Origin of the sequence: Saccharopolyspora sp. 6V, assembly GCF_020176785.1 — a bacterium.
In the GTDB taxonomy this organism is placed as follows: Bacteria; Actinomycetota; Actinomycetes; order Mycobacteriales; family Pseudonocardiaceae; genus Saccharopolyspora_C; species Saccharopolyspora_C gregorii.
The window spans coordinates 1-12,332 of record NZ_JAIUKB010000057.1; the positions used below are offsets into that span (position 1 = coordinate 1).

13 protein-coding genes are annotated in these 12,332 nt (G+C 73.7%); 2 read left to right on the forward strand and 11 right to left on the reverse strand.

All coding sequences use genetic code 11. From position 1 onward, the window contains the following. Positions 1 to 137: 137 nt before the first annotated feature. From LCD35_RS12535 to purD, 5 genes are all read right to left on the reverse strand, one after another. The gene (locus LCD35_RS12535) at positions 138 to 323 is read right to left on the reverse strand and encodes a hypothetical protein (protein WP_224958065.1); all 186 of its coding nucleotides are present in this window, start codon (positions 321 to 323) and stop codon (positions 138 to 140) included. A gap of 188 nt (positions 324 to 511) precedes the next feature. Beyond that, the gene (locus LCD35_RS12540; RefSeq protein WP_224958067.1) at positions 512 to 1,678 is read right to left on the reverse strand and encodes a pyridoxal phosphate-dependent aminotransferase; all 1,167 of its coding nucleotides are present in this window, start codon (positions 1,676 to 1,678) and stop codon (positions 512 to 514) included. A 28-nt stretch (positions 1,679 to 1,706) separates the two neighbouring features. Further along, complete coding sequence (locus LCD35_RS12545) at positions 1,707 to 2,927, reverse strand: transglycosylase SLT domain-containing protein (RefSeq protein WP_225044232.1); 1,221 nt, start codon at positions 2,925 to 2,927, stop codon at positions 1,707 to 1,709. A gap of 19 nt (positions 2,928 to 2,946) precedes the next feature. Further along, positions 2,947 to 3,249, reverse strand: coding sequence for a hypothetical protein (locus LCD35_RS12550; RefSeq protein ID WP_224961063.1), 303 nt, complete (start codon positions 3,247 to 3,249; stop codon positions 2,947 to 2,949). 203 nt (positions 3,250 to 3,452) lie between these two features. Beyond that, positions 3,453 to 4,712 (reverse strand): phosphoribosylamine--glycine ligase, encoded by a 1,260-nt coding sequence (purD, locus tag LCD35_RS12555; protein ID WP_224968165.1) that lies wholly within the window; start codon positions 4,710 to 4,712, stop codon positions 3,453 to 3,455. Positions 4,713 to 4,978: 266 nt separating this feature from the next. Between purD and LCD35_RS12560 the strand changes: the two genes are divergently transcribed. After that, positions 4,979 to 6,082: a glycerophosphodiester phosphodiesterase gene (locus tag LCD35_RS12560; protein WP_224961066.1), complete on the forward strand. Its 1,104-nt coding sequence runs from the start codon at positions 4,979 to 4,981 to the stop codon at positions 6,080 to 6,082. A gap of 12 nt (positions 6,083 to 6,094) precedes the next feature. On the opposite strand, the gene LCD35_RS12565 is transcribed toward LCD35_RS12560, so the two are convergent. The 6 genes from LCD35_RS12565 to LCD35_RS12585 form a co-directional block, all read right to left on the reverse strand. Beyond that, on the reverse strand, positions 6,095 to 6,565 hold the full coding sequence (locus tag LCD35_RS12565) for a hypothetical protein (RefSeq protein ID WP_224968167.1): 471 nt from the start codon (positions 6,563 to 6,565) through the stop codon (positions 6,095 to 6,097). 109 nt (positions 6,566 to 6,674) lie between these two features. Next, positions 6,675 to 7,823, reverse strand: a complete 1,149-nt coding sequence (locus LCD35_RS12570) for an LLM class flavin-dependent oxidoreductase (protein WP_224961071.1) — start codon at positions 7,821 to 7,823, stop codon at positions 6,675 to 6,677. Between the two features lie 14 nt (positions 7,824 to 7,837). Continuing rightward, entirely contained in the window at positions 7,838 to 8,848 is a 1,011-nt protein-coding gene (locus LCD35_RS12575) for an ABC transporter substrate-binding protein (RefSeq protein ID WP_224968171.1), read from the reverse strand. 310 nt (positions 8,849 to 9,158) lie between these two features. After that, entirely contained in the window at positions 9,159 to 9,239 is an 81-nt protein-coding gene (locus LCD35_RS30725) for a putative leader peptide (protein WP_373690095.1), read from the reverse strand. Positions 9,240 to 9,364: 125 nt separating this feature from the next. Continuing rightward, complete coding sequence (locus LCD35_RS12580) at positions 9,365 to 10,003, reverse strand: HNH endonuclease family protein (RefSeq protein WP_224961105.1); 639 nt, start codon at positions 10,001 to 10,003, stop codon at positions 9,365 to 9,367. A 167-nt stretch (positions 10,004 to 10,170) separates the two neighbouring features. Beyond that, the gene (locus tag LCD35_RS12585) at positions 10,171 to 10,878 is read right to left on the reverse strand and encodes a hypothetical protein (protein ID WP_224961075.1); all 708 of its coding nucleotides are present in this window, start codon (positions 10,876 to 10,878) and stop codon (positions 10,171 to 10,173) included. A 95-nt stretch (positions 10,879 to 10,973) separates the two neighbouring features. Between LCD35_RS12585 and LCD35_RS12590 the strand changes: the two genes are divergently transcribed. Then, positions 10,974 to 12,260 carry an adenylosuccinate synthase gene (locus tag LCD35_RS12590; RefSeq protein WP_224961077.1) on the forward strand — a complete coding sequence of 429 codons (1,287 nt, stop codon included), beginning with the start codon at positions 10,974 to 10,976 and terminating at the stop codon, positions 12,258 to 12,260. Positions 12,261 to 12,332: the final 72 nt, after the last annotated feature.

Genomic DNA, 12,332 nt, shown 5'->3' on the forward strand with positions numbered 1-12,332 from the left:
GAACAGCAGCGGGCAGGGCAGCGGGACGAGTCCGGCGCTCAGCACCAAGCCGAGCGCCCCGGCCCCCCCCCCGCGGCGGGGGGGGGGGGGGGGGGGGGGGGGGGGGGGGGGGGGCCCCCCCCCCCCCCCCCGGCGGCTCACTTGGAGCCGAGCCGCTTCGTCTCCCCCAGCTTCTTCCGGTCCGACGCGTAGCCGATCACCGCGGTGGCGACGAACAGCACGCCGCCGAGCACGGCCAGCCAGAACAGACCCTTCAGCACGATCCCCGCGACGCTGACCACCAGCCAGAGCAGCAGCAGGCCGCCGATCACCTTCCACACCATCCGGACCACCCCGTTCAGCAGAACTCCACCCCAGACTGCCAGAGCTCCGGCCGCCGGGGCCCCGGTTCGCCCCCGGAATCCGGGAGAACCCCGGGACCACCCCGAGGCCGATCGGCCGCCGAGCTCGCGCACGGCCACGATCCGCGACACCGGTCGGAGGCCTTCCGGGCGAAGCCGGGCCGGCCGGTTCAGCGCAGCCAGGTGGCGAGGCGGGCGACGGCCTCCGCGATGTCCTCGGTCGCCCCGGCGTAGGACATCCGCACGAACCGGCCGCCGCGCTCCGGGTCGAAGTCCACGCCCGGCACCACCGCCACGCCGGTCTCCTCCAGCAACCGGTGGCACCAGGCCGAGGAGTCGTCGGTGAGCTCGCCGATGTCGGCGTACGCGTAGAACGCGCCGTCGGCGGGCGCGACCCGCTTGATGCCCAGCTCCGCCAGCCCGGTCAGCAGCAGCTCCCGGTTCGTCTCGTACCGGCGGACGTGCTCGCCGACCTCCGCGTAGACGTCCGCGCCGAACGCGGCGACCGCGCCGTGCTGCGACACCGCGGGCGGGCACAGGGTGAAGTTGCCGGTCAGCGAGTCGACGGCGCGCCGCAGCCGCGGCGGCACCAGCATCCAGCCGAGCCGCCAGCCCGTCATGCACCACAGCTTCGAGAACGAGTTCACCACGATCGCCTCGGTGGAGAACTCGCGCGCCGAGTGCAGCCGCTCCCCGTACTCGATGCCGTGGTAGATCTCGTCGCTGATCAGCTGCACGCCCCGCCGATCGCACCAGGACGCCAGCTCCGCCAGCTCGTCCCCGGTGAGCACGGTGCCCGTCGGGTTCGCCGGGGACGCCACGATCAGGCCGCGCACCGGCTCGTCGAGCGCCTCCAGCATCGCCGTCGTCGGCTGGAACCGGGTGCTCTCGTCGCACGGCAGCTCCACGACCTCGCAGCCCAGGGCGGCCAGGATGTTCCGGTAGGCCGGGTAGCCCGGCCGCGCCAGCGCCACCCGGTCACCCGGGTCGAAGGCGCTGAGGAACGCCAGCAGGAACGCACCGGACGCACCGGTGGTCGCCACCACCTCCGCCGGGTCGGCGGGCAGCCCGTAGGTGCGGGCGCAGTGCCCGGCGATGGCCTCGCGCAGCTGCGGCAGCCCCAGCTGTTCGGTGTAGCCGAGCGGGTGCCGCCGCAGCGCCTCGGCCGCCGCCTCGCGGACCGCCGCCGGAGCCGGGCTGGAGGGCTGGCCCGCGGCGAGCGACACCACGTCCCCGCGCACCCGCTGGCGGGCGTTGGCGGCGGAGAGCACTTCCATGACCTGGAACGGCGGCACGTTCGCCCGCTGGGCGACGGACAGGGCGCTGGGCTCGAACATGCCCACACCCTGCCACGCGCCCCGCTGCTCAGTAGCCCTGGTAGCCGCCGCCACCGGCCATCGACTTCAGCCCCGGGTGGCCCTCGAAACCGCCGTAGCGGTCGAAGGTGTAGCGGACCCCGGCGATGATGTTGTCCACCGGGTCGTAGATGTCGTCGTGCCCGGGGAGCTTGTGCGCCTGGAACGTCGGGTCGATGCACTGCATCAGGCCCTTCGACGGGGTGCCCTTGGCGGCGTTGGAGTCCCAGTCGTTGACGGCGTGCGGGTCGCCGCCGGACTCCTTCTGGATGATCGTCCAGATCTTCTCGACGTCGGCCTCGGTGACCGGGATGCCGTTGGCCTGCAGGATCTCGATGGCCTCCCGGATCCACTGGTCCACGTTCCCGGGCGGTGGGCCGCTGCTGGGCGGGCCACCGCTGGAGCCGAGGTCGCCGGAACCACCGGAGCCGCCGGAACCGCTCGACCCGTCCGAGCCCCCCGCGGAACCGCCGGGCCCACCCGACCCGCTCGACGCGCCGGACCCGCCCGGCCCCGCGGCGGAGTCCCCGCCCGGGCCGGTGGCGCCGGCCTGGTCGGTGCTCGCCGGGCCGGCGGGCTCCTGGAACTCCCACTCGGTGTCGCGCCCCGGCGCGGGCGTGAAGCCCTGCTCGCCCGCCTTCGGGATCTTCGTGAACACGTCCGCCATGCCCTCGGCGGAGCCGGTGAGCTCGGACAGCGCCCCGTTCAGCGCCGCGTTCGCCTCGTCGACCTTGCCCCGGGCGTCGTCGGCGTGCGACTCCATCGCGCGGGTGATCGCGTCGTCGCGCACCCGGCGGGCCAGTTCCAGGGCGGCCGGGTCGTTCGGGTGCGCCAGCTCCGCCTGGTGGTAGGTGTCCTCGGCCTGCTTCGCGTCGGCCAGGGCGCGTTCGCCGATGCCGTTCACCGCGTCCTTCGCGGTGCGCACCGCCTCCGCCGCCCGGTCCAGCGCGCCCGCCGAGCTCTCCAGCGCCGACCCGGCCTGGTCGAAGCCGCCGCGCACCTGCCCCATGTAGCCGACGAACGCGTCCGCGGAAGCGCCCTGCCAGGCCCCGTCGAGCCCGGTGACCGCGTTGGTCACGTCCCCGGCGGCGTTCCCGGTGGTGCCGCTCGCCTCGCGCCAGCGGCGCGCGATCTCGGTGATCGACTCGGGTCGGCTGTCCTCCAGCTTCCGCACCTGCTCGGCGAGCGCCGCGCCGCCCGGCTTGCCCGCGATCTCCCCTGAAATGCCCATCTCGTCCCCCAGTACCGGCTCAGACCCGCATCGAGTCGGCGTTGTCCCGGTCGATGTCCTCGACGCTGGTGCGCACCGCGTCGAGCGCGCCGCTGACGCTGCGCAGCAGCTGCTCGGCGGCGTCGAACTGCTGCTTCGCGGTCTCGTCGAGCTTCGTGACCGCGTCGGCGAGCCCGGCCGCGGCGTCGAGCTCCCCGAAGGAGGCCGCCTCGACGTGCCGGCCCTCGAAGCCGTCGCCGATGGCGCCGACCGGGCCGGCCTTGCCTTCCAGCGCGGAGCGGCAGTCCTCCAAGGCCCCCATGTTGTAACCGGCGTCTGGCACGACCTCTCCTCGGATTCGCGGCCCGGATGTCCGACGTGGTCGACGCGCCGTCCGGGCGCGCCGTTCCACCGGATCACATGATTACCCCGAAGCGGATGCGCACGGCGGTGCTTTCACCGAAGAGCAGTCGAACGGCGAACGGGTCCGAACGCGACGAACCGCGCGCGGCCGTGGCTCGCGCGCGGTTCGTCCGGAAAGTCCGATCAGGCGGGCGGGGTGATCTCGCCGCGGGCGGCGCGCAGCGCGATGTCCACGCGGTGGTGCGAGCCGGGCAGGCGCACGGCGGCGACCCGCCGGTACACCTCGTCGCGGGCGGCGTCGAGGTCCGCGCCGGTCGCGACCACGGACAGCACCCGGCCGCCCGCGGACAGCACCGCGCCGTCCTCGCGGCGCCGCGTGCCGGAGTGCAGCACGCCGATCGCGTCGCCACCGGTGATCACGTCGTCCACCCGGGGCCGGCCCGGGTAGCCCTCGGCGGCCACGACGACCGTCACCGCGGCGCCGTCCTCCCACTCCAGCGCGGGGGCGGCGGCGAGCTCACCGCGGGCGACCGCGTCCAGCAGCACCGCCAGCGGGGTGCGCAGCAGCGCCAGCACGGCCTGCGTCTCCGGGTCGCCGAACCGGCAGTTGAACTCGATGACCTGCGGCCCCGACGAGGTCAGCGCCAGGCCCGCGTACAGCAGGCCGGAGAACGGGGTGCCGCGCTCGGCGAGCTCGTCCACCACCGGCTGCACCACGGTGCGCACCACGTCCTCGGTGAAGCCCTCCGGCGCCCACGGCAGCGGCGCGTAGGCGCCCATGCCGCCGGTGTTCGGGCCCGCGTCGTCGTCGCCGACGCGCTTGAAGTCCTGCGCGGGCAGCAGCGGGACCACCGTGGTGCCGTCGACCAGGCAGAACAGCGAGGCCTCCGGACCGTCCAGGAAGGACTCCAGCAGCACCGGGTGCCCGTCGTCGAGCAGCGTCAGCGCGTGCGCGCGCGCCGCGTCGAAATCGGTGGTGACCAGCACGCCCTTGCCCCCGGCGAGCCCGTCGTCCTTGACCACCCAGGTGGGGCCGAAGCGGGCCAGGGCGGCGTCCAGCTTCGCCGGGTTGTCCACCGTCTCGCTGTGCGCGGTGGGAACCCCGGCGGAGATCATGACGTCCTTCGCGAACGCCTTGGAGCCCTCGATGCGGGCGGCCCCCTTCGACGGCCCGAAGCAGGGGATCCCGGCGGCGCGGACGGCGTCGGCGGCACCGGCGACCAGCGGAGTCTCCGGGCCGAACACGACCAGGTCCGCCTTCCAGCCGGTGGCGAGCTCGGTCACCGCCGCCGGATCGGCGACGTCCACCGGGTAGGGCTCGGCGAGCGCGGCGGTGCCCGCGTTGCCGGGAGCGCAGGCCAGGGCGGTCACCGACGGGTCCTTCGACAGCGCCAGCACGATCGCGTGCTCACGGCCGCCTGCCCCGATCACCAGGATTCGCACGAGCGGAAGCGTAGAGCGTCCCGCACACCGCCGACGGCGGCCCCCCGGCGCGGTGTGGTGAACCGGACATGGACCGCCGGTGACCAGCGAGGATCATCTCAGTGCGCTCCGGCCGACCACCCCGCGCGGCGCTCGGCGCCGACCGGAGGTGTGTCGCCGTTCCTTCACCCGCCCGTCGGATGTTCTTGTCCGGTTGGTCGCCCGCCACCGCGAAGGTCGGGCCGGGCGCGCGGCCCTTCCCGCGCGACGAACTCGTTGGAGGACAGATGTCGATCCGGGTGCGCCTGGGGGCGCTCGCCGTGACCACGGCCGCCGTGCTGGGCGCCATCGCCCAGCTGCCCGCCGCCGCGGCGCCCGCCGTGACCGCCGATCCGGAGGCAGGCCGCGTGGAGGTGTTCGGGCACCGGGGCGCCTCCGGCTACCGCCCGGAGCACACGCTGGCCGCCTACGAGCTGGCGGCGCGGATGGGCGCCGACTTCATCGAACCGGACCTGGTGCCCACCAAGGACGGGGTGCTGGTGTCCCGGCACGAGAACGAGATCAGCGGCACCACCGACGTCGCCGACCACCCCGAGTTCGCCGACCGCAAGACCACGAAGACCATCGACGGCGTCGAGCTGACCGGCTGGTTCACCGAGGACTTCACCCTCGCCGAGCTGAAGTCGCTGCGCGCGGAGGAACGCATCCCGCGGCTGCGGCCGAACAACACGATCTACGACGGCCGCTACGAGGTGCCGACGTTCCAGGAGGTCGTGGACCTCGCCCGCCGGTTGTCCGCGGAGCTCGGCCGCGAGGTCGGCGTCGCCCCGGAGACCAAGCACCCGAGCTACTTCCAGCGCATCGGCCTGCCGCTGGAGCCGCGCGTGGTGCGGGCGCTGGACGAGAACGGCCTGAACCGGCCGGACGCGAAGGTCGTGGTGCAGTCCTTCGAGGTCGCCAACCTGCGGGAGCTGGACCGCTCGCTGCGGGTGCGGCTGGTGCAGCTGATCTCCGACAGCGGGGCGCCGCAGGACTTCGTGGAGTCCGGCGACCCGCGCACCTACGCGGACCTGGTGACGCCGGAGGGGCTGCGCGGGATCGCGGACTACGCCGACGTGTTCGGCCCGGACACGAAGGTGCTGCTGCCGGTCGACGACTCGGGGCACCTCACCGGGCCGACCCCGGTGACCGCGGACGCGCACGCGGCGGGCCTGCAGGTCGTGCCGTACACGGTGCGCGCGGAGAACGAGTTCCTGCCCGCGGACTTCCGCTCCTCCGAGGTGCCGTCCGAGTTCGGCGACGTGTTCGGCTTCTTCGACGCGCTGTTCGCGCAGGGCATCGACGGCATCTTCAGCGACTTCCCGGACATCGCGGTCGAGGCCCGCGGCTGAGCGACCGGGCGGTCAGGGCCGTCCGGCGGCGGCCCCGGCCGCTCGGAAGTGCGCGTTCGACGCGGGCGCGAACAGGAGCACCAGTCCCGTGCACACCGCGACCAGGTGCGCGGCGCGCAACGCGGCGAACGTCCACGCCCACGGCCCGGTGCCGTTCAGGAAGGCCTGCTCGACCGGGACGCCGCCCAGCACCTCCGCGATCGGCGGGCCGACCATGCTCGCGGTGCCGAGGCCGCCGACGAGCACCGCCACCGCGATCCGCACTCCGTTCCCACCGCGCCGCAGCCGCAGCACGAGGACCAGCACCGCGGCGTAGACGGCGCCGCGCAGCACCAGCTGCCCGGCGAGTCCACCGGCGGGTGCCCCCGCCGCGACGAGCCGCACCACCTGCAGCACCGTCTCGGCGACCCCGGCCGCCACGGCGCAGGTCCACGCGATGATCGAGCTGCGCACCGCCGCCGGTGCCGCGTCCTTCCGATCCACAGGCCGTCCCCCCACGTCGTCCCGACTGCGGGTCGAACGTAAGCGGCGCGGCGGGTCGCGGGGATCGGGTTCGTCCCGGATCGCGGCTCGGGGAGGTCCCGGACCGGCTTCAGGACGCGGCGACCGGGCGGGGTGCGGGGGTCGCGGCGGGCTCGGAACCGGCGAGGAGGCCGCGGCGGGCGAGGACCGGGCGGACGCCTTCGCCGAACCAGTACGCCTCCTCCAGGTGCGGGTAGCCGGAGAACACGAACTCCTCCACGCCGACGTCGTGGTACTCGGACATGAGGTCGGCGACCTCCTCGTGGCTGCCGACGAGCGCGGTGCCCGCACCGCCGCGCAGCAGCCCGACCCCGGACCACAGGCCCGGGTGCACTTCGAGCTTCCGCGCGTCCGCGTGCAGCACCCCGCCGTGCAGCTCCGCCATCCGCCGCTGCGCGGTCGATTCGGTGACCGCGAACTTCGCCTGCGAAGCGGCCACGTCCGCCGGGTCCATCTGGTCCAGGAAGCGCTGGGCCGTCGCCCACGCCTCGGCGGAGGTGTCCCGGGTGATGGTGTGGGCGCGCAGCCCGAACCGCAGCGTGCGGCCTTCGGCGGCGGCCAGCTCCCGCAGCCGGGCGATCCGCTCACCGACCTGCGCGGGCGGTTCGCCCCAGGTCAGGTGCACGTCGGCGCGGCGGGCGGCCACGGGCAGCGCCGCCGGGGACGAGCCGCCGAAGTACAGCGGTGGCACCGGGTCCGGCACGTCGTAGGCGGTGGCGCCGCGCAGCCGGTAGTGCTCGCCGTCGAAGTCGGCGGGTTCCCCGGACCAGATGGCGCGCATCGCGGCGAGGAACTCGTCGGTGCGCTCGTAGCGGCGGTCGTGGTCCAGCCAGTCGCCGTAGCGGCGCTGCTCGGTGGACTCGCCGCCGGTGACGATGTTGAGCAGCAGCCTGCCGCCGGAGACCTGCTGGTAGGTGGTGGCCATCTGCGCGGCCAGCGTCGGGGTGAGCGAACCGGGCCGGAACGCGACCAGGAACTTGATCCGCTTGGTGCGGCCGAGCAGCGCCGCCGTGGTCACCCACGCGTCCTGGCACCAGCTGCCGGTGGGGGTGAGCATGCCGGTGAACCCGAGGTGCTCGACGGCCTGCGCGACCTGCGCCAGGTAGTCGATGTCGGGTTCGCGGGGCGTGCTGGCCGCGGCGGCCGTCACGTGCGGTCTGTCCACGATGGACCGACCGTCGCCGTGGGTGGGCAGGAACCAGTGCACCGTGATGCTCATGCGTCTCCTCCTGGTCAGCGGACGGCGGCGAGCCGCTGCGCGAAGCGGGTGTCGACGAAGTCGGCGAAGTCGAACTTCCGCGGGATCTCCCCGGCCTGCACGAACGCGTCGGCGAGCTCCTGCGAGGAGCGGACCACCGACTCGTCCAGCGGGATCGGCAGGTTCGGCCCGGCGTCGGTGGCGCGGCGGGTCACCTCGATGGGCAGCCCGGTGTCCTCGGCCCACGCCCGCGCACGCTCCTCGCGGTGCGAGTCGGAGTACAGCTGCGCCTGCGCGACGCGGACCACGTAGTCGGCGAGCGCGGTGTTCTTCGCCGCGTCGGCGAGCGCCGCGTCGCTCGCCACCTGGAAGTCCAGGCCGTTGGCCACGCCGGTGCCGTCGGTGAGCACCTTCGCGCCGGTCTCCAGCTGGACCTGCGCGAAGTACGGGTCCCAGATCGCCCAGGCGTCCACCTCGCCACCGTTGAACGCGCCGAGCGCGTCGGCCGGTTGCAGGATCACCAGCTGCACGTCGTCCGGGGTGAGCCCGACCTTCCGCAGGCTCAGCAGCACCTGCCCGTGCGCCGAGCTGCCGCGGGCCACGGCGATCTTCTTCCCGCGCAGGTCCTCCACCCGCCGCAGCGGCGAGTCCCGCGGGACGATCAGCGCATCGCTGGTCACGTTGCCCTTCGACGCGGACACGACCTTCACGTTGCGCTTCGCGGCGGCCGCGAACAGCGGGGGCGTGTTGCCGACGCCGCCGATGTCGATGGCTCCGGCGGACGCGGCCTCCAGCAGCGGCGGGCCGGAGGTGAACGTGGCCCACTCGATCGCGTAAGGCGCCCGGTCCAGCCCGGCGGAGCGCAGCAGGGACTGCGAGTTGCCCTTCTGGTCCCCGACTCGCAGCCGCACCCGGCGCAGCTCGTCGTCGCCGACCGGCGGCGGGACGGGCGCGGTGGCCGCGTCGGTGCCACGACCGCACGCGGCGAGCAGCCCGGCGGTCGTGGTGGTCAGGGCGAGGGCGGCGAGGAATTCCCGACGGTGCACGGTGTCATCGCTTTCGCTGAGCAGAGCGGAACCCGGGCCGCACAAGAGCGCCCGGGCGAACTGTCGACCGCCCGTCCTCGAACCTGCGCAGCGCGGTTTCGGCGGTTTCCCGTCAGCGGCGAAGCCGCTGAGCAGCCGACCGAGCACGCAGCCGGACCACCCGCGGGTTCTCAGCGGTTCCCCCGCGAGGACAGCGTTGTCGCCTGTGGCGGAGCCACCTGCGAAAACGATCCCGCAGCGAGGGGACCGCTGAGGTTCCGCCACCCCAGCGCTACGCGGAAAGAGTTCGAAGAACAGCCGGTGAAGACCCTCAGCGGGGGCGACAGATGGCGCTGGCCTGCCGCCGCAGATCGACGTGCAGGCGCCCGGTCAGTGCGGTGCGCGCGGTCATGCCCAGCAGGTTCGCACCGCCGCGATCTCCCGGTCAACGCCCGCCGGGCCGCGTCCCACCAGGTGGCACCGCAGCGGAACGCCCCGCTCACCGAGGAGGTGAGCGGGGCGCGGCGTCGACGACGATCAGCAGCCGGCGAGGGCGTCCTTGAGGGCCGTCTTCTCGGCCTCGGTGACGGTCAGCTCGTACTTGTGCTTGGAACCGACCCACATCGACGCGTAGGTGCAGTGGTAGCCGGCTTCCGGCGGCATCCACTGGTCCGGGGTCTTGTCGCTCTTGGACTGGTTGACGCTGTCGGTGACGGCGATCAGCTGCGGGCCTTCGAGGTCGTTGGCGAACGCCTCGCGCTGCTCGTCGGTCCACTCGGAGGCCCCGGAGCGCCACGCGGCGGCCAGCGGCACCACGTGGTCGATGTCCACATCGGACGGCTTGGTCCAGGATCCGCCGTCGTACGGGCTGTTCCAGGTGCCCGCGGTCGGGTAGCAGTCCGACCCGACCTCGACGCCCTCCCCGTCGCGCTTGAGCACCGACTCGCGGGTGTTGCAGCCGTCGGGGCCTTCGATCCAGTGCGGGAACCGGTCGCGGTCGTAGCCGTCGAGGGAACCTTCGGGGGCGACCTGCAGCTCGTCGAGCTGGGTCTGGGCGGTCGACGGGTCGGGGATGCCGGGCGGTTCCGCCCCGGCGGGCACGGCCAGGCCCAGCGACAGGGCGCCGGCCAGGGGCAGAGCGGTCAGTGCTGCGCGAAGCGAACGGGTCGGCGTCATGGGGACCTCCGCTGGGCTGATCTCGCCGATGTCGATCCTGACCTTCATCGAGCGAGGTGGCCATGGCAATGCCCCGAAGTGACTAGGCGGTGACCTGTCGTGAAACCGCCACCCGATCCCCGCCGGGTCTGGGAAAACCGTGTGTGCGCAGGGATTTCCCCCGCCGATCAGGGCCGCACGAGCAGCAGGTCCTCGGTGTGGCGGTACCAGGCCCACTTGGTCACCGGCCGCGGGTGCGGCACGCCGTCGCGCAGCACGGTGGCCTCGCGGAACCCGGCCTGCACGGCGCGGCCGCGGGTGGTGTCCCGGCGGGTGCGCAGCAGGCCGCGGCGCACCGCGGTGACCCGCAGGCCGTCCGCGGCCGGATCCAGGTTCGCCGACATCGGGTCGGAGGTCGGGTCCGGCAGCGGTTCCGCCGCCGGATCGGGGGTGATCTCCAGGCTCCGCGCCGGGCCGTGCAGCACCCGCTGGTCGTCGCAGTACACCTGGCCGGTGATCGGCTCCACCCGGCCGGAGGCGATCAGCAGCCCGCCGTTGTCGTCGCGCACCAGCGCCGACGGCCGGGCCGCCCCCTCGAACGCGAGCGGCTCGGCGTCCGGGCCCACCGGGAACCCCCACAGCCGGGTCGCGGGCGACTCCGCCACCGGCACGTAGCCGACGGCGAGGTCGGCGATGCGGTTCTTGCGCAGCAGCCGCAGCACCACCGCCGCCAGGTCGGCATCGGTACCCTGGACGACGACTCGCCCGGGGCCGTCGGGCAGCAGCGCATCGACCTCGGCCTTCCCGGGAGCGGGCGAAACCCGGTGCCACTCCGCGTGACCACCCGGACGCGTGGTGTGGTCGCCGTTTGTGCAGGACAGTGCAGTCGTACTCACGTTTCGCTCCTGGTTTACCCTGATCGACCGGCATCAGTGTCGCGTCGGAGCGGGGAGTCGCTCGCGCGGACCCACAGTCCAGGTTGGAGTTTCACATGCCGGCGATCGTGCTGATCGGAGCCCAGTGGGGCGACGAGGGCAAGGGCAAGGCGACCGACTTGCTCGGCGAGCAGGCGCAGTGGGTCGTGCGCTACCAGGGCGGCAACAACGCCGGCCACACCGTGGTGCTGCCCGACGGGCAGGACTTCGCGCTGCACCTCATCCCCTCCGGCATCCTCACGCCGGGCGTCACGAACGTGATCGGGAACGGCGTCGTGGTCGACCCGGGCGTGCTGCTCGACGAGCTCGCCGGGCTGGAGGAGCGCGGCGTCGACACCTCGCGGCTGCTGCTGTCCGCCGACGCGCACATGATCATGCCGTACCACGTGGCGATCGACCGCGTCACCGAGCGCTACCTCGGCAAGAAGCAGATCGGCACCACCGGTCGCGGCATCGGCCCCGCCTACCAGGACAAGGTCGCCCGCGTCGGCGTCCGCGTGCAGGACCTGCTGGACGAGAAGATCCTGCGGCAGAAGGTCGAGGCCGCGCTGGAGTTCAAGAACCAGCTGCTGGTGAAGGTCTACAACCGCCGCGCGCTCGACGCCGACGAGGTCGTGGACACCGTGCTGGAGCAGTCCGAGCGCTTCGCCGGCCGCATCGCCGACACGAAGCTGCTGGTCAACGAGGCGCTGGAGCGCGGCGAGACGGTGCTGCTGGAGGGCTCGCAGGGCACGCTGCTCGACGTGGACCACGGCACCTACCCGTTCGTGACCTCCTCGAACCCGACCTCCGGCGGGGCGTGCGCGGGCTCCGGCATCGGGCCGACCCGGATCAACGCCGTGATCGGCATCCTGAAGTCGTACACCACCCGCGTCGGCGCGGGCCCGTTCCCGACGGAGCTCACCGACGAGGCGGGCGAGAACCTGCGTAAGCAGGGCGGCGAGTTCGGCGTCACCACCGGGCGCTCCCGGCGCACCGGCTGGTTCGACGCGGTCATCGCCCGCTACGCGACCCGCGTCAACGGCATCACCGACTACTTCCTCACCAAGCTGGACGTGCTGTCCGGGCTGGAGACCATCCCGGTGTGCGTCGGCTACGACGTGGACGGGCAGCGGGTCACCGAGATGCCGATGACGCAGACCGGCGTGCACCACGCGGTGCCGGTGTACGAGGAGGTGCCGGGCTGGTCCGAGGACCTCAGCGCGGCGCGCAGCTTCGAGGACCTGCCGGTGAACGCGCAGAACTACGTGCTGCGCCTGGAGGAGCTGTCCGGCGCCCGCATCTCCGCGATCGGCGTCGGCCCCGGCCGCGACCAGACGATCGTCCGCCACACGATGGCGTGACCCCGACGCCGGGGCCGGGGGGGGGGGGGCGCCCCCCCCCCCCCCCCCCGGGGGGGGGGTGTGGGGGGGGCC